We start from the raw sequence: 25,265 nt of genomic DNA, 5'->3' as shown, positions 1-25,265 counted from the left end.
GCAAGGTATTACGAGCCGGAGCGGTCCGGGTTCGCCCACCGGCCTTCGGCGTAGCGGTCGAGGAGCCGGGAGGCCGGTGGGGGTGGTGTGTCGGCGAAGGTGAAGGCGGCGGCCACGGCGGCCTGGAAGTCCGGGAGGGCGTCGTGCCGGCGGGTGTGGAGGTAGGCCAGCACGTCGCCGGGGCGGACGGGTTCGCCGGGTTTCTTCGCCAGGGTGATGCCGGCGGTGGGGTCGACGGGGTCCTCTTTGCGTCGCCGGCCCGCGCCCAGGGCCACGGCCGTCCAGCCCAGGCGCAGGGCGTCGAGGCCGGCGACGAAGCCGCGGGCGTCGTCGCCGGCACGGACCTCGGCCACGGGGTCGGCGCCGGCGCGGCGGCCGGGGTCGCGCACGRCGGAGACGTCGCCGCCCTGCGCCTCGACGAGGGCGATGAACACGTCGAGCGCCCGGCCGGAGGCCAGGGCCCGGCGGGCCTGCGCTTCGCCGTCTTCGGGGGTGGGGGCCGCACCGCCCAGGCACAGCATCTCGCCCGCCAGCGCGTACGTGACCTCCATCACGTCGGGCACCTCTTCGCCGTGCAGGCAGCGGATGGCCTCGGCCGTCTCGGGCCAGTTGCCGATGGCGCGCCCGAGCGGGGTGTTCATGTCGGTCAGGCGGGCCACGGTGCGTTTGCCGAAGCGCTCGCCCAGGCCGACGAGCGTCTCGGCCAGGCGGCGGGCGTCGGCCTCGGTCTTCATGAACGCCCCCCGCCCGCACTTGACGTCGAGCACCAGCGCGTCGATGCCCTCGGCCAGCTTCTTGCTCATGATCGAGGCCGCGATGAAGGGGATGAACTCGACCGTGCCGGTGACGTCACGCAGGGCATAGAGCTTGCGGTCGGCCGGGGCGATCTCGTCGGTCTGTCCGATCATGACGACGCCCAGGCGGGCCAGCTGCCGGCGGTAGGCGTCGATGGGGAGGTCGGTGCGGAAGCCGGGGATGGCCTCCAGCTTGTCGAGCGTGCCGCCGCTGTGGCCCAGGCCGCGCCCGGAGATCATGGGGACGGGCACGCCGCAGGCGGCCACCAGCGGCGCCAGGATGAGCGAGACCTTGTCGCCCACGCCGCCGGTCGAATGCTTGTCCACCTTTGTGCCGGGGATGTCCGAGAGGTCGAGCACGACGCCCGAGTGAAGCATGGCGTGCGTCAGGGCGAAGGCTTCCTCGTCGTTCATGCCGCGCAGGAGGGCCGCCATGAGGAAGGCACTCATCTGGTAGTCCGGCACGTCGCCCCGGGTGTAGGCGTCGACGAGCCAGGCGATCTGTTCGGACGTCAGGGTGCCGCCGTCCCGCTTGATGAGGATCAGGTCGACCGGGTTGACGTCGGGCATGAGCTGGAAAGGGGAGGTGGTACGAAACGGGGAAATATGCTGCCTTCAGCGGGCAATCGCAAACGCTCGTGCGAGCGCCTTACGCAGCGAGGGGCGGCGAGATGCATCCCGGACGAAAAGCGGCGGGCAGGCCCTCGGGCACCGAGGCCCGGCCTGCCCGCCGCACGGTGTTCGAGCAATCAGCCCCGTGCTCAGGTGGCGGAGGCGGTCGGCTCTCCACTGTCCTTCGCCCGGGAGCGTGCCGGGGCGGGGGGGCGGTCTGCGGGTCGCCGGGACGGGACGGATTCGGCCCGGGTCACCTTGAAGCGGGCGACCAGACCCCGCAGCTCGTCCATCATCCGTTGCAGGTCGTCCGTCGAACGGGCGATCTCGGCGATGCCCCGGGCCGCCTCGTTGGTGACCGACGAGATGGATTCCACGCTGCGGGAGATCTGCTCGCCGGTCGTCGACTGTTCCTCGCTGGCGGCGGCGATCTGGTTGATCAGGTCCTGCGTCTGCTGCGCGCCCTCCACGATGCGGCTGAGCGCCCGGCCGGCCTCTTCGGCCAGGGCCAGCCCCGCCTGTACCTCGTCCGTCCCCTGCCGCATGGAACGCACGGCTTCGGCGGTCTCGTCCTGGATCGCCTGAATCATCTCGGCAATGCGCTGCGTGGCCTGGGTGGTGCGTTCGGCCAGCTTGCGGACCTCGTCGGCCACGACGGCGAAGCCCCGGCCCTGCTCGCCGGCCCGGGCCGCCTCGATGGCCGCGTTGAGGGCCAGCAGGTTCGTCTGATCCGCGATCTCGTTGATGGTCGAGATGATTTCGCCGATCTGCTCGCTGGAGGTTCCCAGGCGCTCGATCGTCTCGGCCGAGGTGCCCACCACGGCGGCGATCTGTCCGATCTTCTTCACCATCTGCTGGACGACGTCTCCCCCCTGCTGCGCACGCTGGCCGTTTTCGCGGGCCACCTCCAGCGTCCGCGTGGCGTTCTGGGCGTTCTCGATCACCGTGCGGGCCATCTCCTCGACGGCCGCGGCAACTTCCATGGCCTGGGCGGACTGCTCCTGCGCACCGGCGGCGAGCTGGTCGGTGGCGCTCGAGATCTGCGCGGCCGTCGTCACGGACGACTCGACGGCGTGGCGCACCTGCTCGAAGAGACGCCGGACGTTGGCCACCGCCTGGTTGAAGCCGCCAAAGAGCCGGCCGATCTCGTCGTCGTGCTCGGCATGGAGCTGCACCGTCAGGTCGCCTTCGGCGAAGTGATCGATCTCGGCCAGCATCTGCTCGACGCTGCGCGCCAGATAGGCCTGCTGCGCCTCGATGTTCTGCCGGGCCTGGTTGGCGGCTTCGGCGGCTTCCGTGGCGGCTCGCTCCTTCTCTTTCGCCTCTTCGAGCAGGGCCCGGAGTTGCCGCACCATCTGGTTGAACGCCTGCGCCAGCGTGCCGATCTCATCGCTCGAGACGAGGTCGACCTCCGCATCCAGCTCGCCCCGGGCCACGCGTTCGGCGGCGTGGTTGAGCGTGACGATGGGCCGGCCCAGGTTACGGGAGAAGAAGAACCCGAGCCCGGCGGCAAAACCCACGGCGAAAAGGACCAGGAAGACCGACACCTTCCAGACGAAGACATATTGCTCCGCGCCGGCCTGATGCGCCGCCTCCGCCGCACGCTGCTGGATCTCCGTCAGGCGGCCCAGCAACGTCTTGAGCTCGTTTCCGAGCGCCCGTACGTCCGTCCGCACGATCTGGAGGGCCTCCCGCACGGTGGACGTGGTGCCTCCCAGTTCCACCACCCGTTCGTTCAGCGCCAGGTAGCGCGTCCAGGCTTCCCCGAACTGTTCCAGGAGCGTGCCGGCCTCCCCCGCCTCGAGCAGGGAACGTAGCTTCTCCAGGTGCTCTTCCAGCGAGGCCCGGTGGGATTGCATGGCCGCCGCATACGTGGCACGATCCTCGTCGTTGTCGGACAGCAAGAAGTTGCGCAGGGCTCGCTCGTAGTTGATGAGCTGAATGTTGATCTCCTTGACGTAACTGATGCCCTGCAACTCACGCTCGTACATGGCTTCCAGGCGGTCGTTGATCTGGCCCGCGGTTCGGATACCGAAGCCGCCGACGACGAACGTGAGCGAAGCCACGGCCATGAAGCCGGCAATCAGCTTTTTGGCGATGCTTAAATTGTTGAACCACCTCATACTCATAGCAGTCGGCGCGTTGTCGTGGGAAGGTTCCAGGGCGGTTGCGCCGGCCCGTGCGTCCCGTCAGAGCGCACCCGCCTGCCCGTCCGGGAAAGCGCACGGCCCGGTGAGGCCCGGAAACCTTGCGGGGACGGCTTTCCTGAGATCGGCACATGGTCCGAGATGCTTAAACGGGCCGGAGCGGGCCGGCCCGCCGCTCAGGGATCGACCGGGAGGACCTGGCGGTCCGTTTCGCGCAGGAGATAGAAGTTGCCGGCCGGGGTGGCGTCCACCGTCGCCGGGCCGAAGCCGGGCACCTCGACGACCACGCCGTGGTAGGATTGCACCGGCGCATACGTATAGAGGAGCCATTCGCGCGTCCCTTCCTCACCGAGCACACGGGCCAAGGTGAACACCGGAAGCTCGGTCTCCAGCTGCCAGGGCGCGGGTGGATCGAGGCTGGTGTTCAGCATGAACCAGCGGTCGACGTGCTTCCACTTGTCGGGGATGCGGGACTGGTAGGGGTGCTGCCGGGTCCGGTTCGGCACGAGCTCGCCTTTGCGCCAGAACCGTTTCAGCGTCGGGTTGGTCCAGACACGGTCGACGGCGGCGACGAGGGCGTCGAACTCGGCGGCGAAGCGGGTTCGCGGCACGCCGTGCCCCCGGAATTCCCGGACGACGCGGGGCGTGAGCAGCCACATGCCGTACTGCACGAACCCGCCGTACCGTTCGGGTGTCCAGTGCTGGCCGGCCTTCCGGTACACCTCGGCCTTGTCCTTGCGCCGGGCGTCGTTCCCCCCGCTGTTGCCGTCCCAGACGGACAGCTCGAACCAGAAGTCGGGGTTGATGCGATAGGCTTCTTCGAGCATGAAAACCCAGTTCATCGCCTCGACCTGGGGGGAGAAGACGCGATAGTCCGACGAGGCATTCCAGTTGTGGGTATAGTAGGCCACGGAGCCGCCGTCCCACATGTGCGGCGACGGGTCGATTTCTTCGTCGGTGGCGAAGCTGTAATCCGTCCATCGGGGCCAGCGCCCGAAGTGCGGCGGGCCGAAGGCCGTGTAGCCGACCATCCGCGTCCGCGCTCGCCAGGCCTCGGTGCGCATGCCGTCGCGCAGGCCCCGGAACAGGGCGCGGTACCGTTCGATGTAGCCCTCGGCCATCACCCGGCGCTTGAAGGTGTCGGACCGCCCGGTGCCGTAGCGGTCCAGATAGCGCCGGCTGTGCGTCTCGATGTCCTGCTTGGGTTCGAGGCGGCGGGCTTCGTTGTTCGACAGCATGATGACCAGCGGCGGATCCGGGTAGGCGGCCTCGAGCTGGCCGAAAGCGGGCGAGGCCGTGTAGTATTTGCCCACCTCGTACCAGGGCTCGACGGCCCCCAGGGGCGAGAGGATCCGGACGAGCTGCCCGTTCGGGGCGAGGGTCAGGGGACTTTGCTCGGGCGGCAGGTTGCGCCACCGGCCGGGCTCGTCGCGCGGGTGATCTTTGCTCAGCAGCAGGTTTTCCCACTGGTCGACGCGGAGCGAGAACGGGGCCCCCCATTCGGCCAGCCGGGTCACCGCCGCCAGGCCCGGATAGGAGGTTCCCCCGGGAGACGGAATCGGCAACGTGGGCATCACGTGATGGCCCCTGGCCAGCAGTTCGATCTGGTAGTCGCTGGAAAAGTTTTGCAGGCCGAACCCCCGGGCCCAGTGCGCGGCCACCGGCAGCGGTCGCCCGGCCGGGTCGGTAGAGGACTTCACGACTTCGGCGCGCATCTCGCGCACCACGTCGTCGGGAGGGGCGGGGGCGGTGGGCCCGGGGGCGCGGAACGGGCCCACCACGGCGGCAACGACCGCGGGAACGAGGAGGAGCAGGCAGGCGACGCGCATGGTGCTACGGTCCGTCATGGGTGAGGCGCCGGCGGGGCGCCTGTTCGAAAGATACGATCCGGGGCGAATTTGCGGTGAGGGCGTTTCGGTTCCCCCTGCGACATCGTACCTTTCCGCCGCGTTCATGAAACACCCAACCCGGACAGAAGGGGGTCTATGAACTGGTGGGAAGCCGCGTTGCTGGGACTGGTGCAGGGGTTGACGGAGTTCTTACCGATCTCGTCCTCGGGTCATCTGGTGCTGGCGAAGTATGTGCTGGGCGTCGAGGCCGCGGGAGCGGACAATGTCACCTTCGAGGTGTTCGTCCATTTCGGCACGGTGCTCAGCATCCTGACCGTCTACGGGCAGGAGGTGCGCGGGTTGATCGGCAAGACGCTGCTGGCCGCGGCGGCCCCGCATCGCCTGCCCGAGCACTACCGTACCCACGAGGAAGTCCGCATGGTAGCCTTCATCCTGTTGACACTGCTTCCGACGGGGATCGTCTACCTGTTCTTCGGAGACTTTCTGGAGGCCCGGTTCAGCGACCCGCGCTTCGTGTGTGGTATGCTGCTCGTCACCGGTTTGTTGCTGTTGCTGACGCTGCTGCGCCGGCACCCCGACGGTCCGGTCACGCCCTGGAAGGCACTGCTGATCGGCCTGGCGCAGTCGGCGGCGATGACGCCGGGCATCTCGCGCTCGGGCGCGACGATCTGCACGGCCCTCTACCTGAACGTGACGCCCCGGAAGGCCGCCGACTTTTCCTTCCTGATGCTGTTGCCGGTGGTCCTCGGCGCCACGTTGATCAAGGGCATCGAGTTGTTCGAAACCGGTCTGGCCATGGGGTGGATACCGCTGGTCGTGGGCACGCTGGTGGCCTACGGTTCCGGCGTGGCCGCCATCAAGCTCCTGCTCGATGTCATCCGGCGGGGCAACCTGGCCTATTTCGCTATCTACTGCTTTTTTGCCGGCACGCTGGGACTGGTTCTGATCTGAGACGGCTTCCCGGCTCCTGTGCTTCGGCCTTTGCTCCCTTGCCGTGCTCCTCTCCTCGCACAACGCGTTGCGCCACGGTCGTCCCGCGAGGTTCGCCGGGATGGCGTTCCTGCTGGCCCTGCTCATGCCCCCGGCGGGGGCGCAGCCGTTGAAGGGCGTCGTCTGGGCGGTGCCGGCTTCGCTGGAACAGGCCGAGGAAGACCTGATCCGGATGCACCGGGCCGGGGTGGAGGCGGTACGGACCGGCCTGATCCGGGAGGAGCGCCTGCTGGCCCTGGCCGACACCCTGGGCCTGCAACTCTTCCAGGAGCTCCCCCTCGACTATCTCCCCGCCCGGCTTCTGGCCGACACGCTGGCCTATGCCCGCCGCACGCTCCAGGCGGCCTGGCGCCGGAGCCGGGAGCACCCTTCGGCCCGGCACTTCGGCCTGGCCCGCCGCAGCGACACGAGCCACCCGGCCGCCTGCGCTTTCTTCCGGAGCCTGGCTACGGCCTTGCCGGACACCGCCGGCGTGCACCTCTACTACGTGAGCGCCTTTCCAGACCGGGACCGCTGCCGCGATGCCGTCGACTTCGTCCTCTTCGACGCGCTCGACCGGCTGCCGCCCCTGCCTCTGGGCCCGCGGGCCGGGCTGGCGACGCTCGGCGCCCGGGTCGAGGCCGGGGCGCCCCCGGGCCTGCGCAACCCGCACACCCCCGAAGCCCAGGCCCGCTTCCTCGAAAACCACCTGGCCACCCTGCTCGATGCCCGCCCTGCGCCGGTAGCCGTCTTCGTCCATCGCTGGCGCGACGCCGGGCCCGGCGAGGGCGGCCCGGAACCGCCGGATCCCTACCGGCGACGCTACGGGCTGCACGACGCCGGCGGCCGCGCCCGCCTGGCCTTCGACGTCGTGGCGGGCCTCTATACGGGCCGGCAGCGGGTCTTCGCCCTTCCGCTGGGCCGGCCGGCACGGCCCGAAGTACCCTGGCTCCGGCTGCTGGGCTGGACCGTGCTGACGCTGATCGGCCTGCACTATGCCGCCTCGCCCCGCTTTCGGTTCATGATTCCCCGGTATTTCCTGGCCCATACTTTCTACTGTGAGGCCATCCGGGAGGGGCGCGACGTGCTGCCGCTGGCCAGCGGCCTGCTGTTGCTGGCCGTCGCCGCCAGCGTGGGCATGACGGCGGCCGTCGTGCTCGAGGCGTACCGGGAGCACGCGGCCGTGATCGCCTGGCTGTACTGGCTGCCGCCGGCGTTGCGGGAGGTCGTGGCCGGCCTGCTGGCCCAGCCCTGGCTGGTGGTGCTGCTGGCGGGCAGCCTCTACGTCCTGGCGCTGAGCCTCTGGGCCGCGCTGCTCGCCCTCATGGCCCGCCGGCGCCGCGCCCTTACCCCCGGCCAGACCTTCATGATGGTCGCCTGGCCCCGCTGGACGTTCCTCCTGCTGATGCTCGCCGCCATGGTGCTCGCCGGCAACCCGCCGGACGACGTGCGGGCCGCCGCGCCTCTGCTCGTCGTCGCCTGGCTCGGCCTCACCCTCCTGGCCCTTCTCCGCACCCTGCTCGACTTCGCGCACGTCACCCGCAGCGCACCGGGCCACATCGTGGCCGTGGGCCTGGCTAACCCCCTGTTCGTGCTCGGCCTTCCGGCCGTCGTGCTTCTGCCCCTGCTCTTCGGCCCCTGGCTCGAATTCTTCCGGCACCTCCTCCTCGGCGCCCTCACCCTCTGATACCCGGAGACCGGATCCGGGCCAGACCTCTCCTCCGGCTGCCGGGAGAAGAGCTGGCGTTTCGCCCGATCCGGACGGCCCGCGTACGACGAGAAGCCTTCCTGGCCCTCCGCGAGCGGATCGCCGCGCGGTGAGACCCGCCGTTCGCCCCTTGCCCCGGCCCGCCCCGTCCCCTACCTTTCTGCGTCCCCTTTCCCTCAGCACGCCCGCCCCATGAAACACGCCCTCGCCCTGCTGCTGGCCGGCCTCCTCACAACGCCCCTCCTGGCCCAGGAGACGCCCCCCGAGATCCCGCCCGACGAGGTGATGGACATCGAGGTCTACGAGCCGCGCTCCACGCTGGTGGTGCCCGCCCACCCCGTCACCCGTGCGAAGTACCCGTTCGTGGACGTGCACGCGCACCAGTGGCGCGCCGCCGAGATGACCGACGCCGAGCTGGACAGCCTCGTCGCCGCCATGGACCGCCTCAACATGGCCGTGATGGTCAACCTCAGCGGCGGCACCGGCGAGCGCCTGAAGGCCACCGTCGACCGCATGAAGGGGCGCTACCCGAACCGCTTCGTCGTCTTCGCCAACATCGACTTCGACGGCATCGGCGAGCCGGGGTGGACCGAGCGGGCCGTGGCCCGGCTGGAGGAGGACGTGCGCAACGGCGCCCAGGGGCTGAAGATCTTCAAGAACCTGGGCCTCTTCCTCAAAGACAGCCAGGGCCGGCGCGTCCCCACCGACGACCCGCGCCTCGACCCGATCTGGGCGAAGTGCGGCGAGCTGGGCATCCCCGTGCTCATCCACACCGCCGACCCCGCGCCGTTCTGGCAGAAGAAGGACCGCTTCAACGAGCGCTACCTCGAGCTCCGGCAGCGCCCCCGCCGCTACTACGCCGAGAACCCCGAGATCCCGCCGTGGGACACCCTCATCGCCGAGCAGCACCGCGTCTTCCGCCGCCACCCGCAGACGACGTTCATCAACGCGCACCTGGGCTGGCTGGGCCACGACCTGGCCCGCCTCGGCCGCCTGCTCGACGCGCTGCCCAACGTGTACACCGAGCTGGGCGCCGTGCTGGCCGAGCTGGGCCGCCAGCCCCGCACCGCCCGCGCCTGGCTCATCCGGTACAAGGACCGCGTGCTCATGGGCAAGGACGCCTGGGGCCCCGAGGAGTACCACGTCTACTTCCGCACCTTCGAGACGGCCGACGAGTTCTTCGACTACTACCGCAAGCGCCACGCGCACTGGAAGATGTACGGCCTCGACCTGCCCGACGACGTGCTCCGCCACGTCTACTACCGCAACGCCCTCCGCATCATCCCCGGCCTCGACGCCTCGCTCTTTCCGGAGTGAGGAGCCGACGATTCATCTATGCAGCGCGATCTCTGTGTCGGCATAGCAGGCGGGGTGGGGTGGAATAGCGCACATCCTGCTGGAAAACGCTATCCAACACGATCATGCGAAAAGAGACGTGCCATTGATTTTATCGAGGCACTGCTTGTTGCAATTTGTGCGAGAAGGATGTAGGATAAGAGGCGATGTGTCGAATAAAAAATATTTTAGCCATATGCAAGGTGAAATCATGAAAGCGAACAACCTGGGCTGCATGAGATTTTCCATTCTCGTTCTCTGCTTATGCATGGCAGCACCACCGGTTGTGCATGCTCAGGACGCGATAGAGTGGTGGATACTGAACCGGGAAGCCATGGACCTATATGCGGCGGGCAATTATGACCGCGCGGTGGCGGTTGCCCAGAAGGCCCTGGAGGTTGCCGAGCAAAACTTCGGTCTCGACCATCCCGATGTGGCCGCGACCCTACACAACCTGGCCTTTTTCTATGTAGGGGGGGGGCGACTACGTCAAGGCCGAGCCGCTCTACAAGCGCTCGCGGGCGATCTGGGAGAAAGCGCAGGGCTCTGACCATCCTAACGTATTCGCGAGCCTGACCATGCTGGCTAGGCTCTATACAAAGCAAGGCGACTACGCCAAGGCGGAGCCGCTCTTAAAGCGTGCGCTGGCGATCTGGGAGAAGGCGCAGGGCCCTGACCATTCCGATGTGGTCGCGAGTATGCTGGCTGATCTCTATGCAGAGCAGGGCGACTACTATGCAGAGCAGGGCGACTACGTCAAGGCCGAGCCGCTCTTAAAGCGCTCGCTGGCGATCAGGGAGAAGGCGCTGGGCCCTGACCATCCCTATGTAGCTACGAGCCTGGACATCCTGGCCTTTCTCTATGCAGAGCAGGGCGACTACGTCAAGGCCGAGCCGCTCTTAAAGCGCTCGCTGGCGATCAGGGAGAAGGCGCTGGGCCCCGACCATCCCAAGGTGGCCGCGAGTCTGACCATGCTGGCTGGGCTCTATACAAAGCAGGGTGACCATGCCAGGGCCGAGCCGCTCTACAAGCGTGCAGCGGCTATCCGCGCAATCGAATGATGATGCGGCTACCTATCGGTTGCAGCAGTCGGTCCGCTGCGCGGCCCATCGCTGAACCTGAGCGTTATCCGTACTTCTCCCACCCCCCATGTCCCGCCACCGAAAGCGCCTCGCTAAAATCATCGCCGCCGTAGCCCTCGGGGTCGCCGTCGTGGTGGGAGCGGTGTACTGGAACGAGGCGCGCAAGGAAGTGGTGTTCCTGTGCGGCAACTTCGGGCCGGGCGTCGCGGAGGCGAGCGTGCGGCGGCAACTCGACACGGGCCATTTCCTGCGCTACCGCACCGAGGACGGCCCCGAAGGCCGGCGCATCGTGGCGGACAGCCCGCTGACGCTCGGCCTCTACCGGTGCGTCGTCGACCTGGAGGCGGACGGGACGGTGCGGGCGGCGCGGGTGGAGTAGCGCCGGGCGGCGCACGTCAGGGCCAGAACCGGCGGACGAGGTAGAGGAGGGCGCTCAGCAGAAGGGAGAGCAGGAGCATCGAGGTGATGGGGACGTAGACCCGCACGCTGGGGCGCTCGATGTAGAACAATCTGCCGCTCAGGCGTAAAAAGCTGAAAAACGGACCCTGCTTGAACAGTTATGCCTCCCACGCTTTCAGCTAAACAGGCCTCGCTGCGCCTGATTGAGCGCCTCGATGAGGATGTCACGTTCGAGGACATCATCTATGAGCTCTATTTTCTTCAGAAGGTTGAGCGCGGGTTAGAGGACGTCAAGGAAGGACGAACCGTCTCGCACGAGGAGGTGCGCAAGGAGTTTGAGAAATGGCTCTCGTAAGGTGGTCATGGGCAGCCAGGCAGGATCTGGCCGCCATCCGGGATTACTACGAGAGCAGTTCGCCCGGCTATGCGCGTACCGTCATCAGCAAGCTCTTCGGTGCGGTTACGAACCTGGAACTGTTTCCGCGCATAGGGCGCGAAGTGCCCGAAATCGAGAACGATGCGTTCCGGGAGGTCATCGTGGAGGACTACCGAATCGTGTACCTGGTAACAGGACAAGAGGAAGAGACGGAGGTAGAGGTGTTAGCGATAGCGCATAGCAGGCAAGACCTGGTGAAGAAGCTGTCCCGGCGTAGCTGAAGATGCTGCATAACACGCGCATCAACACGGACGAAACTCCCCTGTGGCGCACACGTTATGGAAAAACACTCCGTCCACGCGTGCGTGTCATGTCTGAAACACCCATTTCCAAAGAAGCGCTCGAGCAGGCGCTGAAAGAGGCGCTGGTCGAAACCCTCTCGGAGCAGCAGGACCTCCTGCGTGCCCTCGTGGCCGAGGTGCTCGAAGACCTCGTGCTGGGGGAGGCGATGCGTGAGGGCGAAGCGACCGAGGAGGTGAGCCGTGAACGTATTTTCGATCTCCTGGAGGGGCGGGCGTGAAGGTCGTCTTCCGCATGTGACGTATAGTGGCACCTCGGGCACCGCAACGGGAAAAACGTCGTAGCCGCGGGCTTCAGCCCGGGTATCCCGGCGGCCGGTCGAGCGCACCCGTGAAGGGTGCGGCTACGGAGCCATTTGAAACGTTTTGATTTTCCTCATAAGGGAGGCTCGCCGCACATCCCCTGTATTCCCTCGCATACCCATACCCCCATCCTTCATGCCCTGCCCCCGGAAGCGCCTCGTCAAAATCATCGCCGCCGTGGCCCTCGGGGTCGCCGTTGTGGTGGGAGCGGTGTACTGGAACGAGGCGCGCAAGGAGGTGGTGTTCCTCTGCGGCAACTTCGGGCCGGGCGTCCCGGAGGCGAGCGTGCGGCGGCAACTCGACACGGGCCATTTCCTGCGCTACCGCACCGAGGACGGCCCCGCCGGCCGGCGCATCGTGGCGGATAGCCCGCTGACGCTCGGCCGCTACCGGTGCGTCGTCGAGCTGGAGGCGGACGGGACGGTGCGGGCGGCGCGGGTGGAGTAGCGCCGGGCGGTGCGCATCACGGCCAGAACCGGCGGATGAGGTAGAGGAGGGCGCTCAGGAGAAGAGAGAGGAGGAGCATCGAGGTGATGGGGACGTAGACCCGCACGTTGGGGCGCTCGATGCGGAGGTCGCCGGGGAGGCGTCCGAACCACGAGAAGGCGCCCGTCCACACGAGCAGCCCCACCAGGGCGAGGCCCAGGCCGATCAGGATCAGGATGAGGCCGGTCGAGCGGTGCATGGCGTCAGCGGTGGCGTTCGCGGAGGGTGGCGAGCACGTCGTCGAGCGGGATGCCCTTCGCCTCGAAGAGCACGAGCAGGTGGTAGAGCAGGTCGGCGGCCTCGGCGCGGAAGAGGGCGTCGTCGTCGTCCTTGGCCTCGATGACCAGCTCCACGGCTTCCTCCCCTACCTTCTGGGCGATCTTGTTGATCCCCCGCGCGAAGAGCTTGCTCGTGTACGACCCCTCGGCCGGGTGCGCGTGCCGGTCGCGGATGACGCCTTCGAGGTGGCGGAGGAAGGCCAGCCCGTCCGGCACGTTGGCCTCGTCGAAGCACGTGTCGGCGCCGGTGTGGCAGACCGGCCCGGCGGGCACGGCGCGCACGAGCAGCGTGTCCCGGTCGCAGTCGGCCCGGATCTCCTCGACGGTGAGGACGTGCCCGGACGTCTCGCCCTTGGTCCACAGCGCCTGCCGGGAGCGGCTGAAGAAGGTAACACGGCCCGTCTCGAGCGTGCGCTCGAGCGCCGCGCGGTTCATGTAGCCGAGCATCAGCACCCGCCCCGTGCGGGCATCCTGCACAACGGCGGGCACCAGGCCGCCGCCCTTCTCAAAGTCGAGCGTATCGGGGTCGATAGAGCGTTCCACGTGGTGTGTTGAACGTTGCACGGTTGGTTTCCTGGGGTTGTCCGTGGAAAGATAGGGGTTCTGCTTCTGGCGTTCAGGGGCATGCCCTCGGCAGACGCATCATGCCCGCACCATGCAACGTCGAGCGTTCAACGCGCAACGCCGAAGGCCTCACAGCCGCACCGGCACGCCCGCGTCCCGGAGGTAGGCTTTCAGGTCGGGAATCGGGATTTCGCCGAAGTGGAAGATGCTGGCGGCGAGGGCGGCGTCGGCCCGGCCGTCGCGGAAGACCTCGGTGAAGTGCTCCCGGGCGCCCGCGCCGCCGGAGGCGATGACGGGGATCGAGACGGCCCCGGCGATGCGGCGCGTCAGGTCGAGGGCGAAGCCGCCCTTCGTGCCGTCGTGGTCCATCGACGTGAGGAGGATCTCGCCGGCGCCGCGCCGCTCGCCCTCCACGGCCCAGGCCACGGCCTCGCGGTCGGTGGGGCGGGTGCCGCCGTGGGTGAAGACGCGCCACACGTCCCCGACCCGCTTGGCGTCGATGGCCAGCACCAGGCACTGGCTGCCGAAGGCGTCGGCGATGCGGTCGATGAGGGCGGGGTCGCGCAGGGCCGCCGAGTTGACGGACACCTTGTCGGCGCCGGCCTCCAGCAGCGCCCGCACGTCGTCCACCGACCCGATGCCGCCGCCGACGGTGAACGGGATGTTGATCTCCCGGGCGATGCGGCGTACGAGCGCCACCAGCGTGGCCCGCTTCTCCAGCGTCGCCGTGATGTCGAGGAAGACGAGCTCGTCCGCCCCCTGTTCGACGTACGCCTTCGCCAGCTCGACCGCGTCCCCCGCGTCGATCAGGTTCACAAAGTTGACCCCCTTGACGGTACGCCCGTCTTTGACGTCGAGGCAGGGGATGATGCGTTTGGTGAGCATGGGGGTGGGGCGTTTGAAGGTTTCGCGTTTGAACGTTCAACGTGCAACGTTCAACGTTCAACGGAACAGGTTCAGGAAGTTGCGGAGGATCGTCTCGCCCACGGGGCCGCTCTTCTCCGGGTGAAACTGGACGGCGAAGAAATTGTCCCGGTGAAGGGCGGCGCTGAAGGGGACCAGGTACTCGGTGGTGGCGAGGGTGTCGGGGCCGGTCTCGGCGTAATAGCTGTGGAGGTAATACACGTACGGCGTCTCGGGCAGCCCGTCGAAGAGGGGGCCGGTGGTGCCGTCGAGGGTGTTCCAGCCCACGTGCGGCACCTTGCCGGTGGCGGGGAAGCGCCGCACCCGCTCGGCGAAGACGCCCAGCCCCTCGGTATCGTTCTCCTCCGTGTGGCGGCACAGGAGCTGCAACCCGATGCAGATGCCGAGGACGGGTTGCGTGAGGCTGCGGAGCACGGCGTCGAGGCCGCGTTCGCGGAGGTAGCGCATGGCCGAGCGGGCCTCCCCCTGGCCGGGGAAGATCACCCGGTCGGCCCGGCGGAGCGTCGCCGCGTCGTCGGTCAGCACCGGCTCCACGCCCAGCCGCTTCACGGCGTTGATGACGGACAGGATGTTGCCCGCGTTGTAGCGAACGATGGCGACGGTCATCTCGGTTTCACGTTGGACGTTGGAACGTTGGGGCGCCGGGCCCCTCTGTTTTCAGACGGTTTGTACGGCCCGGAGTGCACGCGCATGGTTTCATGGATAACGTTCAGCGTTGTTCGTATAACGTTTAACGTTGAACCCGTAACGCGCAACGCCCGGCGCGGCGCTCACAGCGTCCCTTTCGTGCTCGGCAGCACGTCCATCCGGGCGGGGTCGCGGCGGACGGCCTGCCGGAGGGCGCGGGCGAAGGCCTTGAACACGGCTTCGATCTTGTGGTGGTCGTTCTCTCCCTCGGCCTTGATGTTCAGGTTGCACTTCGCCGCGTCGGCGAACGACTTGAAGAAGTGGGCGAACATCTCGGTGGGCACGTCGCCGACGCGGTCGCGCGTGAAGGGTACGTCCCACACGAGCCAGCTTCGCCCCGAGAGGTCGAGCGCCACCTGGGCCAGGGCGTCGTCCATGGGCAGGAGGAAGCCGTAGCGTTCGATGCCGCGCTTGTCGCCGAGGGCGTCGAGAAGGGCCGCGCCGAGGGCCAGGGCGGTGTCCTCGATGGTGTGGTGTTCGTCCACGTGCAGGTCGCCGTCGACGTGGACCGTGAGGTCGAAGCCGCCGTGGCGGGCGATCTGTTCGAGCATGTGGTCGAAGAAGCCCAGGCCGGTGTGGACGTCGGCGTGGCCGTGCCCGTCGAGCGTGAGGGTGACGTGGATGTCCGTCTCCTTCGTCTGCCGGTGGACGCGGCCGGTGCGCGGCGGCAGGGCGGGGGGCGGGGCGTCGGCCAGGGCGTCGAGGCGGCGCGTGACGGCGCGGGCGTGGCCTTCGAGCGCCTCGGCGCGGGCCATCGTCGCCACCGCCGGGCCGATCGTCCGGAGCCCCTCCTCGGTCAGCGCCTGGAACGTGATCTGCTTCACGAATGCATCGAGCGACACGCCGGAGTAGGCGCGGGCGTAGCCGTTGGTCGGGAGCGTGTGGTTCGTGCCCGAGGCATAGTCGCCGGCGGACTCGGGCGTCAGGTGGCCGAGGAACACCGAGCCGGCGTTCACCACCTGCTCGGCCAGCGCCTCGGGGTTCTCCACGGCCAGGATCAGGTGTTCGGCCGCGTACTCATTCACAAACGCCATCGCCGTCGCTTTGTCGTCGAACACGACGGCTTTGCTGTGGGCAAGCGCCTGTTTCGCAATGTCTTTGCGGGGGAGGTCCTCGAGTTGCCGTTCGACCTCGGCGAGGACGTTATCCACAATGTTTGAACATGTGGATATCAGGATCACCTGGCTGTCCGGCCCGTGCTCGGCCTGCGAGAGCAGGTCGGCGGCGACGAAGGCGGGGCGGGCCGTCTCGTCGGCCACGACGGCCACCTCGGTGGGGCCGGCGGGCAGGTCGATGGCGACGCCCTCGCGCTGGACGAGCTGCTTGGCGACGGTGACGTACTGGTTGCCCGGTCCGAAGATCTTGTCGACGCGGGGGACGCTCTCGGTGCCGTAGGCGAGGGCGGCGATGGCCTGCGCCCCGCCGATGCGGAAGACGCGGTCGATGCCGAGCAGGTGGGCGGTGAAGGCGATGGCGGGCGGGAGGGTGCCGTCCGGGCCGGGGGGCGTGCACAGGACCACCTCGCGGCAGCCGGCCAGCCGGGCGGGGACGCCGAGCATGAGCACCGTCGAGAAGAGGGGGGCGGTGCCGCCGGGGACGTACAGCCCCACCCGCTCGATGGGCACCGCGCGCCGCCAGCACGTCACGCCGGGGGCCGTCTCGATGCGGGCCGTCGCCGTGCGCTGCGCCGCATGGAACGCCTCGATGTGACGGCGGGCCAGGCGGATGGCGGCGGCCAGGTCGTCCGGCACGCGGGCGGCCGCCAGCGCCTCGGGCGGCACGGCCAGGTCGCCGMGNCGCCACGCCGTCGAAGCGCTGCGTGAAGTCGCGCACGGCCGCGTCGCCGCCGGTGCGGACGGCCTCCAGGATGGGGCGCACGCGGGCCTCCAGCGCCGCCGTCTCCTGCACGGGACGGAGCACCAGTTCGGCCCACCGGGCACGCTCGGGGTTGACGTAGACGCGCATCAGGCTGGTTGCGGGTTGGGGTTCACGTTTGACGTTAAACGTTCTACGTTTCACGTTCAGCGTGGGTACGAAAACGTGGAACGTAGAACCTGAAACGTGAAACGCATCAGGTCAGACGATCATCTTCTCGATGGGCACGACGAGGATGCCCTGGGCGCCGGCGGCCCGGAGGTTCTCGATCACCTCCCAGAAGTCGTTCTCGTTGACGACGGAGTGGACCGAGCTCCAGCCGGATTCGGCCAGCGGCAGCACCGTCGGGCTCTTCATGCCCGGCAGCAGTTCGACGATCCGGTCGATGGCCTCGTTGGGGGCGTTGAGCAGGATGTACTTGAAGTTCTGGGCCTTCAGGACGGCCTGGATGCGGAAGCGGAGGGCGTCGAGGAGGGCGGCCTTCTCGGGGGGCAGGTCGGGGCGGCCGATGAGCACCGCCTCGGAGCGCATCACCGTTTCGACCTCCTTGAGGCCGTTGCTCAGCAGCGTGCTGCCGGAGCTGACCAGGTCGCAGACGGCGTCGGCCAGGCCGATGCTCGGGGCGATCTCGACCGAGCCGCTGATCTCGTGGATGCTCGCCTCGATGCCGTTCTCGCGGAGGAAGTCCGAGAGCAGGTTCGGGTAGGAGGTGGCGATGTGCAGCCCTTCGAGGTCGGCGAGGCCGTCGTAGGGGGTGCTGCGGGGGACGGCGATGGCGAGGCGGCAGCGGGCGAAGCCCAGGCGTTCGAGCACCTCGACGGGGCGTCGCTTCTCGGCCACGACGTTCTCGCCGACGACGCCCACGTCGGCCACGCCGTCGGCCACGTAGCCGGGGATGTCGTCGTCCCGCAGATAGAGGATTTCGAGGGGGAAGTTGTCGGCCTGGCAACGAAGGCGATGGTTGGCCCGGTTGAAATGGATGCCGCAGGCTTCGATCAACTGGACGGAAGCTTCGCTCAGGCGCCCCGACTTCTGGAGCGCAAGACGCAGCAGGGTTTCCATAATCAAAGGTCAGGGTTGGGAGCCGGGAAGACCGCGCCGGGGGGTGTCACGTCAGGGGGTGGGACGGCGATTCGGGCGCGTGTGCCGGTGGGCGGACCGCTTCCGCCGGCGTCGTCACGGCAGGGATGGTGAAGGCGGGCGGCCGCCACGGGGGCCGGCGCCTCCCTCCTAACGCGGCATGGACGGAGGGGTTCGGAGCCGGAAGCGCTGCCGGGGCCGGAAGGCGGCAATTCCCCAAGCCTTTGCAAACCCCGCGCCGGCGGCGTTCAATTCCGGGGGGAGAGCCAGCCCCGGCCGAGGTCGTACCGCCGGGTGAGGGCGGCCTGCAGTTCGGCGACGGTGCCGAAGGCTTTGCGCAGCAGGTTGCGCTGGATGGGCGAGAGTTGAGCCGGGATGATGTGGTTGTCCGGTGCTTCGCCGCCCTCGACCGCCCGCAGGTGATGCTCTAGGCGGAAGTCGAACAGGAACTGGTAGGCTTCCAGCGTGGTCTCGATCACGCCCCGGAGGTCGGGAAAGGCGTCGGCGGCGTGGCGCAGGCGGTCGAAGGTGTTGGTGCTTTCGAGGAAGCGGGCTTCCAGCGCCAGCACGCGCGCCGCGTCGACGACGGGGAGGATGCCGCGCGTGCGGATGTCGAAGGCGTTGCGGTGCTCGCCGGAGCGTTCCAGCACGAACCGGCGGAAGAAGGACAGCGGCGGGGCCTGTTTGAGGGCGCCGGCGGCCATCATCTGGATGAAGGCGCGGTCCGGGTCCATGGCCTGCATGTTCAGGGCGTCTTCGATGTCCTGTTTGAGCGCGTCCACCAGCGACATTGCGCCGTAGATGCCGCGCAGGTCGAAAAACAGGATCGGTGCGCCGGTCAGCTCGCCGGCACCGGCTTCGAAGATCCAGGTCCGGAACGTCTTTTTGAAGGTGCGCAGGGGCAGGCGGCAGGCGGGGGTGCGGGCCACGGTCTCGCTGTTGAGGAAACCACAGCGCTCGAGGGCGGCATTGGCCCGTTCGGCCAGGCGGGCGAACCAGGTTTCGGCCCGGGCCGCTTCGTCGGGCGTGGCGGGGTCGGCATAGAGCAGCGCGTTGTGCTGGCGCGAGGCCAGCGTCATCTCCCGCCGCCCTCCGCTGCCCAGGCGCAGCCATACCCAGGGGAGGGAGACGGCGGCCTCCGGGTCTTCGCCGGCCAGTTCCGCTTCGACCAGCTCGAGCACCCGCACGGCGATCCGGTCATAGATGATCGAGAGGATGCGCATCAGCTGCTCGGGACGCACGTCCTGCCGGTAGAAGCGCAGCAGCAGTTCGCTCGTCTCGGCCCGGATGTTCGACAGCTCGGGCAGGGACGAGGCCGTCTCGATGCGGTCGACGGTGGCCACGGGGTCCTGTCCCCGGAAGTGGGCCAGGTCGCGGTCGGTCAGGATGCCGCACGGCCTGCCGTTTTCGTCGAGCACGACGAGGCGGTGCACGTCCCGGTCGATCAGGGTCATCATCGTCTCGAAGAGCGGGGTTTCGGCCGGGACGGTCAGTACGGGCGAAGACATCAGCTCGCGCACGGGGGTTCGGGGGGGGAGGCCCTGGGCCACGAGCCGGTTCCGCAGGTCGCGGTCGGTCAGGATGCCGCGTATCGTGTGGTCCTCCACCACGAGAAAGGCGCCGACGCGGGCGGCGGCCATGCGCCGGGCGGCCTCCTGGGCCGTCGTCGAAGGGGGGCCGGTGACCGGGCGGCGATGCGGCAGCGCGGCCAGGCGCATCGTGAGCCGGTAGGCGCCGGAGACGTCGACCTCCGTACCCAGGCGACGGGCGTAATAGTTCAGGTCGCTGTCGAAGAAGGCTGCGAATTCGCGGTTGGTTTCGTACAGCGACCGGAAGCGTTCCCCTTTGAGGAGGGCACACACGGTCGGCTCGACGGCCTTGGCCTCGTAGATGAGCGCCCCGCCCTTGATCAACCCGAACGCGCCGAAGGTGTCCCCCTCGCCGCACTTGTCGATCAGGCGCTGGGCGTCGATGTCCATGAGCCGGACCAGCCCGGATTCGACGATGTAGAGGCCCTTCGGCGGTGGACTGCCCTGGGCGAGGATCACCTCGCCCGGCTCGAAGAATTCGAGGGTGACGTCGGGCAACAGGCTCCCTCGCTCTTCTTCCGTGAGGCGGTCGAAGGGCGGGGTCGTATCGAGCAGGTGCTTGATGCGGTTCAGGATCGCCGAAGTGGACATGGACATGAGTGAGATCGTGGCAGACGACGGCGAGGTTGTATCAGCGGTCAACGTGGTTGATGGAAGCGCGGCGCGCGCGCCGGTCGGGGGGCATCCGTCCGCTGTGGTCTGTTTCCCATGATTCCCTCGATGCGGAGGATCCCCTGTGAGAACCCGGAATCTTGTCGTGTATCGATACCGGCATGGCGCCTCCGTTCGAGGTCGGGAGGACCATCGAACGCAGGCTTGCCCGGGTAGGTGGATGCACGCTCATACCGGTTCTGCGAGATGGCCGGGCGTGCTTTGTGGCCCCGCCGCTCGACGCTACCGCCCGTGCACCGCGGGCGGGACTTCCGGAGAGCTGGTATAACGAACAACGTTCCCGGCGGCCGGATCCGGGCCTTGCACCGGTGCTCCAAGATCGGAGATGGTTGTGGCAAAAGAAAGCGAGAGCGCCGGCGGCGGGTCAGTTGCGTACCGGGATGGTATGGACGCGGCGGGCCGGGTTGGCGCTCTCCGGCTGTGCCGTGGCGCCCGGAAAGGCCCCCCGGCCGGTGGCGGTCAGGCGGGTGAAGGCGATGCCGTTGTCCACATAGAACTGCTCGACGACGCGGGCACGGTCCTCGGCGAGCTGGTCCGGGTTCCGCTCGTCCGGGGCGGCGAAGCCCTCGATGCGGGCCCGGAGATCCGGGCAGGTGTGCAGGATGGTGAGGTTTTCCCGGAGCTGCCGGCGCGCCGCCTCGGTGAGGATGCTCGCGTTGCGTTCGAAGAAGACGGGGTTCATCGCCGTCACCGCGCAGAGCGGGTTCTTCCAGGGCGCCACGGTGACCTGCATGGTGCGCCGGACCGTGCCGCCGCAGTTGGTCACTTCCAGGGTGACGGTGTACGTGCCGGCCTCGGCGAAGGTATGGGTGGGGGCGGCCTCGGTCGAACGGTGCCCGTCCCCGAAGTCCCAGTGGTAGGCGACCGGCCGCGATCCCGGCACGGTGGCCGCGAAGTGGACGGCCGTGCGGGTGTCCGGCTGCCGGTTCGAAGCCGTCATCGCGGTGATCTCGGCGGGAAGGCAGGCGGGGACCACCACCACGGTGCAGGTGGCCGTGTCGGCGCGGCGCCCGTTGTCGGCGACGACGGTGACGGTATAGATGCCGGCGTGCCGGTAGGTGTGGGCGGCCGCCAGCCCCGTGGCCATGGCGCCGTCTCCGAAGTCCCAGGTCATGGACACCGGCCGGGTGGCGTCGGGGTTGATCCAGGCGGAGAAGGGGAGCAACTGGCCCGTCTGCACCTCGCCCGGCGGGCAGCGGACCGCGCCGACGACCGCCGGCACGAACGGGCGCTTGAAGTTGATCTTCAGACCGGCTCCGATCGTGTTGAGCAGGTGATCGAACGGGCCCCCGCCCCGGCGGCCGTCGGCGCCCTCGTCCGGGAAGGTGAGGTGGTCCGTCACCTCGAAGAAGAGGGAGACGTTCTGGTTCAACCGCACGTCCAGCCCCAGCCCGATCAGCGGGCCCAGGGCCACCCGGCCCTTTTCCCGGAAGGGAGTGTCCGGGAGGTCCGTCTCCGGCAGGAGCACCCGGCCGAAGGTCACGTGGGCGCCGGCGTGGACGTAGGGCGCCACGTTGCCCGGGGCGAGCAGGTGGCGGGCGAGCACGTGCACCGACGTGCGGGTCGTGGAGACCGCGCCGTCGTTTCGCCCGGCGGTGGGATGGATGCCCGGATAGCCGGCCAGCTGGAGGCCCAGGCCCAGGCTGAGACGGGGACTGCGCTGGTAGCCCAGTTCGAGGCCCAGGCTGTAGGGGACGCCGTCGAGGCTGAGGAGCGACGTGGCGTTGTCGCCGGCGTACGCGGAAAGCCCCAGGCGCGGCCGGATGAAGAGCGTCTCGTCCATCCGTGCCGGCTGGGCCCGTGCCTCGCCGCCGGCGACGAGGAACAGCACGGAAAGCAGGAAGCTCAGGCCTGTCCGGCGTCGCATGACGGTTTATTCCCGGGCCTCGATGGGTACGTAGGGACGGGCGTTGGGGCCTACGTAAATCTGGCGGGGGCGGTAGATGCGGGTGTTGGGGTCATTGTGCATCTCTTTCCACTGGGCGATCCAGCCCGGCAGGCGCCCCATGGCGAACATGACGGTGAACATGTTCGTGGGGATCCCCATGGCCCGGTAGAGGATGCCGCTGTAGAAGTCGACGTTCGGGTAGAGCTTGCGCTCGATGAAGTAGTCGTCTTCGAGGGCCACACGTTCGAGCTGTTTGGCGATGTCGAGCAGGGGGTCGTCGACGCCGAGGCGTTCGAGCACCTGATCGGCGGCGGCCTTGATGACGCGGGCCCGGGGGTCGAAGTTTTTGTAGACGCGGTGGCCGAAGCCCATCAACCGGAAACCCGATTCCTTGTCCTTGGCCATCTCGACGTATTTCCGGTAGTTGGCGCCGTCCTGCCGGATGCGTTCGAGCATGTTGATGACGGCCTGGTTGGCCCCGCCGTGGAGGGGGCCGGAGAGGGCGCTCACCCCCGCCGAGATGGCGGCGAAGAGGCTGGCCCCGCTGCTGCCCACCATACGCACGGTGGACGTGGAGCAGTTCTGCTCATGGTCTGCATGCAGGATCAGCAGCTTGTCCAGCGTGTTTTCGACGAGCGGATCGACCTCGTACGTCTCGGAGGGCACGGCGAACATCATGTGGAGGAAGTCGCCCGTGTAGCTGAGGTCGTTGCGCGGGTAGATGTACGGCTGCCCGATCGACTTCTTGTAGGCGAAGGCCGCGATGGTTTTGATCTTGGCGATGAGCCGGATGATGTTCAGCTCTACGTCGGCCGGGTCGTTGTTTTCTGGATAATAGGCCGAGAGCGAGGCAATGATGGTCGAGAGGACACTCATCGGGTGGGCACTCGGCGGAAAGCCCTCGAAGAACTTTTTCATGTCTTCGTGGAGCAGGCTGTGGTAGGTCAGCCGGTGCCGGAAGCGGTCGAGCTGGGCCTTCGTGGGGAGCTCACCCTCGATGAGCAGGTAGGCCACTTCGAGGAAGGACGACTTTTCCGTCAATTCCTCGATGCCGTAGCCCCGGTAGCGCAGGATGCCTTCCTCGCCGTTGATGAAGGTGATGGCACTCTCGCACGAGCCGGTGTTGCCGTAGCCGGGGTCGAGCGTGATGGCACCTGTGGTGGCGCGCAGCTTGCGGATGTCGATGCCTACTTCCCCCTCGGTGCCGACGACGAGAGGAAGCTCATGGGTCTGACCGTTCAGGGAAAGTGTTGCTTTCTGCATGCCCGTGCGGATTTGATGGGTGAGAAAGGGAAGGCCCCTCGACGCCGGAAGATACGACTTCCCGGCTTCCGCTGCGCAGCGACAGTCCCCGCTCCCGTTCCCCGGCTGCGGCAGGTGATCCGGACCGTCCGAAGTCGTACCTTCCTCGCTGTGTGCTTGGTCGAGGCCCTTTCCTGATAGAGTCTTTGGCATGCTTAGGATCCAGCGAATACTGATTCCCACAGACTTTTCACCGTGTGCCGAGGCGGCGGTGGCCCAGGGGGTGGAGCTGGCGCGCCGGTGCGGGGCGCGGGTACGGGTGCTCCACGTCGAGGAGGAGCCGGGAAGGGGAACGTGGCGCGGCATGCTGCACCGGCTCCTGGAGGAGGTGGGCCTGGCGGAAGCGTTTCAGCGCAGGGTCCACGAGCAGGTGCAGGCCCGGACGGCCGCCCGCAACCTGCACGACGTCGAGGTGGAGGAGGTGCGGCAGCAGGGCGAGGACGTTGCCCGGGTGATCCTGCAATACGCCGCGACGAACGACGTCGACCTGATCGTCATGGGCACGCACGGGCACCGGAGCCTGCGGCACCCGGCGCTGGGCGGCGTCACCGGCGAGGTCGTCCGGCAGGCAGGCTGCCCGGTGCTGGCGGTGCACGCGCCGGAGGAGGCGCCCCCGGCACCGCATCCCCTGAAACGGGTGCTGGTGCCCGTGGACTTTTCAGAGCCGGCCGTCGTGGCCCTCCGGCATGCGCGGGCCCTCGCCGGGCTGTACGAGGCGTCGCTCACCCTGCTGTTCGTCGCCGAAGAGCGGGTCGTGCCGTCGTTCAGTGATACCGGCCTGCCCGTTTTCATCACCCTGCGGCTGCCGCCGGAGGTGGTGCGCCAGTCGGAAGCGGCGCTGCAACAGCTTTTCGAGACGACCCCCGGGCCCCCGGTGCCGGTAACCTGCCGGGTGCGGCACGGTCATCCGGCGCGCGAGATTCTGGCGTGCGCGCGGGAGGAAGACGCCGATCTGATCGTACTCAGCACACACGGCGCGGGGGGCGGCCGTGGCTTTCACCTGGGCAGCGTCGCCGAGCACGTGGTGCGGGCGGCCCCGCACACCGTGCTCACGCTCAACCCTTCCGGCCGGTGGCTGGTGGACTGAACCCCTTCGCACGGCCATGGAGCAGAACAACGGACGACAGGAGCCGGTCCTCACCGGCTGGCGGCGCCGGGGCCACGAGATCATCTTCGAGGCCGAGACACCCGCCGGGCGGGCGTTCGATGTGGGCCTGATCGGGGCCATCCTGGCCAGCGTCATCGTGGTGATGCTCGAAAGCGTGGCCGTCGTCCGGGCACGCCACGGGGCGTTCCTCTATGCGCTGGAGTGGGGGTTCACGATCCTGTTCACAATCGAGTACGTCCTCCGGCTGTGGTGTGTGGGCCGCCCGTGGCGCTACGCGACGAGCTTCTTCGGCATCATCGACCTGCTTGCCGTCCTCCCGACGTACCTGAGTGTGCTGCTGCCGGGCACGCAGTACCTCCTGGTGCTGCGTCTCCTGCGCATCCTGCGCGTCTTTCGCGTCCTGAAGCTGGTGCAATACCTGAGCGAGGCGCATCTGCTGGCGAAGGCGCTGCAGGCCAGCCGGCGCAAGATCACGGTGTTCCTCTTTGCCGTGTTGACCCTGGTGGTCATCTTCGGCTCGCTCATGTACCTGATCGAAGGGCCGGCGCACGGTTTCACGAGCATCCCGCGCAGCATCTACTGGGCCATCGTCACCCTCACGACCGTCGGTTATGGCGACATCGCCCCGCAGACGAACCTGGGACAGGCACTGGCGGCGATGATCATGATCCTCGGCTACGGGGTCATCGCCGTGCCCACCGGCATCGTGACCGTCGAACTCTCGCGGGCGACCCACACCGTCTCCACCCGCGCCTGCCCGGCCTGCGGGGCCGACGGCCACGACGCCGACGCTGTCTTCTGCAAGTACTGCGGCACCCACCTCTGACGGGGCGGGGCCGGAAGGCGCCGGACGCAACCGGCGTCGTTGAACCATCCGG

Annotated in this window: 25 protein-coding genes and 1 pseudogene; 12 read left to right on the top strand and 14 right to left on the bottom strand. The window is 68.2% G+C overall.

Going from position 1 to position 25,265, the window contains the following annotated elements; all coding sequences use genetic code 11:
- Window positions 1–8: 8 nt before the first annotated feature.
- The 3 genes from GQ464_RS08510 to GQ464_RS08500 form a co-directional block, all read right to left on the bottom strand.
- Window positions 9–1,364, bottom strand: a complete 1,356-nt coding sequence (locus tag GQ464_RS08510) for a thymidine phosphorylase (RefSeq protein WP_228350730.1) — start codon at window positions 1,362–1,364, stop codon at window positions 9–11.
- A 191-nt stretch (window positions 1,365–1,555) separates the two neighbouring features.
- A complete protein-coding gene (locus tag GQ464_RS08505; protein WP_166981050.1) occupies window positions 1,556–3,535 on the bottom strand; it encodes a HAMP domain-containing methyl-accepting chemotaxis protein in 1,980 nt (659 codons plus the stop codon).
- Between the two features lie 194 nt (window positions 3,536–3,729).
- On the bottom strand, window positions 3,730–5,382 hold the full coding sequence (locus GQ464_RS08500) for a hypothetical protein (protein ID WP_228350729.1): 1,653 nt from the start codon (window positions 5,380–5,382) through the stop codon (window positions 3,730–3,732).
- A 156-nt stretch (window positions 5,383–5,538) separates the two neighbouring features.
- Here GQ464_RS08500 and GQ464_RS08495 point away from each other — a divergent pair, with 156 nt between their 5' ends.
- The 6 genes from GQ464_RS08495 (at window position 5,539) to GQ464_RS08470 (ending at window position 10,876) form a co-directional block, all read left to right on the top strand.
- Window positions 5,539–6,354, top strand: a complete 816-nt coding sequence (locus tag GQ464_RS08495; RefSeq protein ID WP_166981044.1) for an undecaprenyl-diphosphate phosphatase — start codon at window positions 5,539–5,541, stop codon at window positions 6,352–6,354.
- A gap of 100 nt (window positions 6,355–6,454) precedes the next feature.
- Window positions 6,455–8,059: a hypothetical protein gene (locus GQ464_RS08490; RefSeq protein ID WP_166981041.1), complete on the top strand. Its 1,605-nt coding sequence runs from the start codon at window positions 6,455–6,457 to the stop codon at window positions 8,057–8,059.
- Window positions 8,060–8,272: 213 nt separating this feature from the next.
- Window positions 8,273–9,397 carry an amidohydrolase family protein gene (locus tag GQ464_RS08485; protein WP_166981037.1) on the top strand — a complete coding sequence of 375 codons (1,125 nt, stop codon included), beginning with the start codon at window positions 8,273–8,275 and terminating at the stop codon, window positions 9,395–9,397.
- Window positions 9,398–9,626: 229 nt separating this feature from the next.
- A complete protein-coding gene (locus GQ464_RS08480) occupies window positions 9,627–9,965 on the top strand; it encodes a tetratricopeptide repeat protein (protein ID WP_228350728.1) in 339 nt (112 codons plus the stop codon).
- On the top strand, window positions 9,940–10,476 hold the full coding sequence (locus tag GQ464_RS08475; protein ID WP_228350764.1) for a tetratricopeptide repeat protein: 537 nt from the start codon (window positions 9,940–9,942) through the stop codon (window positions 10,474–10,476). The genes GQ464_RS08480 and GQ464_RS08475 overlap by 26 nt, the downstream gene beginning before the upstream one ends.
- Before the next feature lie 88 nt (window positions 10,477–10,564).
- Entirely contained in the window at window positions 10,565–10,876 is a 312-nt protein-coding gene (locus GQ464_RS08470; protein ID WP_166981033.1) for a hypothetical protein, read from the top strand.
- Window positions 10,877–10,892: 16 nt separating this feature from the next.
- Here GQ464_RS08470 and GQ464_RS08465 read toward each other — a convergent pair whose 3' ends face one another.
- Window positions 10,893–11,006, bottom strand: a complete 114-nt coding sequence (locus GQ464_RS08465) for a DUF2905 family protein (protein ID WP_228350727.1) — start codon at window positions 11,004–11,006, stop codon at window positions 10,893–10,895.
- A gap of 50 nt (window positions 11,007–11,056) precedes the next feature.
- Here GQ464_RS08465 and GQ464_RS08460 point away from each other — a divergent pair, with 50 nt between their 5' ends.
- The 4 genes from GQ464_RS08460 (at window position 11,057) to GQ464_RS08445 (ending at window position 12,381) form a co-directional block, all read left to right on the top strand.
- Window positions 11,057–11,251 (top strand): hypothetical protein, encoded by a 195-nt coding sequence (locus GQ464_RS08460; protein WP_166981029.1) that lies wholly within the window; start codon window positions 11,057–11,059, stop codon window positions 11,249–11,251.
- Entirely contained in the window at window positions 11,239–11,553 is a 315-nt protein-coding gene (locus tag GQ464_RS08455) for a type II toxin-antitoxin system RelE/ParE family toxin (protein ID WP_166981027.1), read from the top strand. The genes GQ464_RS08460 and GQ464_RS08455 overlap by 13 nt, the downstream gene beginning before the upstream one ends.
- A gap of 89 nt (window positions 11,554–11,642) precedes the next feature.
- A complete protein-coding gene (locus GQ464_RS08450) occupies window positions 11,643–11,852 on the top strand; it encodes a hypothetical protein (protein WP_166981025.1) in 210 nt (69 codons plus the stop codon).
- 217 nt (window positions 11,853–12,069) lie between these two features.
- The gene (locus GQ464_RS08445) at window positions 12,070–12,381 is read left to right on the top strand and encodes a hypothetical protein (protein ID WP_166981023.1); all 312 of its coding nucleotides are present in this window, start codon (window positions 12,070–12,072) and stop codon (window positions 12,379–12,381) included.
- A gap of 16 nt (window positions 12,382–12,397) precedes the next feature.
- Here GQ464_RS08445 and GQ464_RS08440 read toward each other — a convergent pair whose 3' ends face one another.
- The 10 genes and pseudogenes from GQ464_RS08440 to GQ464_RS08395 form a co-directional block, all read right to left on the bottom strand.
- Complete coding sequence (locus tag GQ464_RS08440) at window positions 12,398–12,619, bottom strand: DUF2905 domain-containing protein (protein WP_166981021.1); 222 nt, start codon at window positions 12,617–12,619, stop codon at window positions 12,398–12,400.
- Between the two features lie 4 nt (window positions 12,620–12,623).
- Window positions 12,624–13,262, bottom strand: a complete 639-nt coding sequence (hisIE, locus tag GQ464_RS08435; protein ID WP_228350726.1) for a bifunctional phosphoribosyl-AMP cyclohydrolase/phosphoribosyl-ATP diphosphatase HisIE — start codon at window positions 13,260–13,262, stop codon at window positions 12,624–12,626.
- Window positions 13,263–13,391: 129 nt separating this feature from the next.
- Window positions 13,392–14,147: an imidazole glycerol phosphate synthase subunit HisF gene (gene hisF, locus GQ464_RS08430; protein ID WP_166981019.1), complete on the bottom strand. Its 756-nt coding sequence runs from the start codon at window positions 14,145–14,147 to the stop codon at window positions 13,392–13,394.
- A 57-nt stretch (window positions 14,148–14,204) separates the two neighbouring features.
- A complete protein-coding gene (hisH, locus tag GQ464_RS08425; protein ID WP_166981017.1) occupies window positions 14,205–14,792 on the bottom strand; it encodes an imidazole glycerol phosphate synthase subunit HisH in 588 nt (195 codons plus the stop codon).
- A gap of 164 nt (window positions 14,793–14,956) precedes the next feature.
- Window positions 14,957–15,544, bottom strand: a complete 588-nt coding sequence (gene hisB / locus GQ464_RS19090) for an imidazoleglycerol-phosphate dehydratase HisB (RefSeq protein WP_272493465.1) — start codon at window positions 15,542–15,544, stop codon at window positions 14,957–14,959.
- 21 nt (window positions 15,545–15,565) lie between these two features.
- Window positions 15,566–16,838: pseudogene (gene hisD / locus GQ464_RS08415) on the bottom strand (histidinol dehydrogenase); the annotation flags it as partial.
- Window positions 16,839–16,949: 111 nt separating this feature from the next.
- Window positions 16,950–17,810 (bottom strand): ATP phosphoribosyltransferase, encoded by an 861-nt coding sequence (gene hisG, locus GQ464_RS08410; RefSeq protein ID WP_166978912.1) that lies wholly within the window; start codon window positions 17,808–17,810, stop codon window positions 16,950–16,952.
- A 266-nt stretch (window positions 17,811–18,076) separates the two neighbouring features.
- On the bottom strand, window positions 18,077–20,008 hold the full coding sequence (locus tag GQ464_RS08405) for a putative nucleotidyltransferase substrate binding domain-containing protein (RefSeq protein WP_166978910.1): 1,932 nt from the start codon (window positions 20,006–20,008) through the stop codon (window positions 18,077–18,079).
- Between the two features lie 445 nt (window positions 20,009–20,453).
- A complete protein-coding gene (locus tag GQ464_RS08400) occupies window positions 20,454–21,956 on the bottom strand; it encodes a PKD domain-containing protein (protein ID WP_166978908.1) in 1,503 nt (500 codons plus the stop codon).
- A 6-nt stretch (window positions 21,957–21,962) separates the two neighbouring features.
- Window positions 21,963–23,240 carry a citrate synthase gene (locus GQ464_RS08395; RefSeq protein ID WP_166978906.1) on the bottom strand — a complete coding sequence of 426 codons (1,278 nt, stop codon included), beginning with the start codon at window positions 23,238–23,240 and terminating at the stop codon, window positions 21,963–21,965.
- Window positions 23,241–23,430: 190 nt separating this feature from the next.
- On the opposite strand from GQ464_RS08395, the gene GQ464_RS08390 reads away from it, so the two are divergent.
- Together GQ464_RS08390 and GQ464_RS08385 are read left to right on the top strand one after the other, a co-directional pair.
- Complete coding sequence (locus GQ464_RS08390; protein ID WP_166978904.1) at window positions 23,431–24,366, top strand: universal stress protein; 936 nt, start codon at window positions 23,431–23,433, stop codon at window positions 24,364–24,366.
- 16 nt (window positions 24,367–24,382) lie between these two features.
- Window positions 24,383–25,213 (top strand): ion transporter, encoded by an 831-nt coding sequence (locus GQ464_RS08385; protein WP_166978902.1) that lies wholly within the window; start codon window positions 24,383–24,385, stop codon window positions 25,211–25,213.
- The last annotated feature ends 52 nt before the right edge of the window (window positions 25,214–25,265 follow it).

This window comes from Rhodocaloribacter litoris (genome assembly GCF_011682235.2).
GTDB classification, from domain to species: domain Bacteria; phylum Bacteroidota; class Rhodothermia; order Rhodothermales; family ISCAR-4553; genus Rhodocaloribacter; species Rhodocaloribacter litoris.
This window is presented reverse-complemented; position numbering and strand designations above follow the sequence as displayed.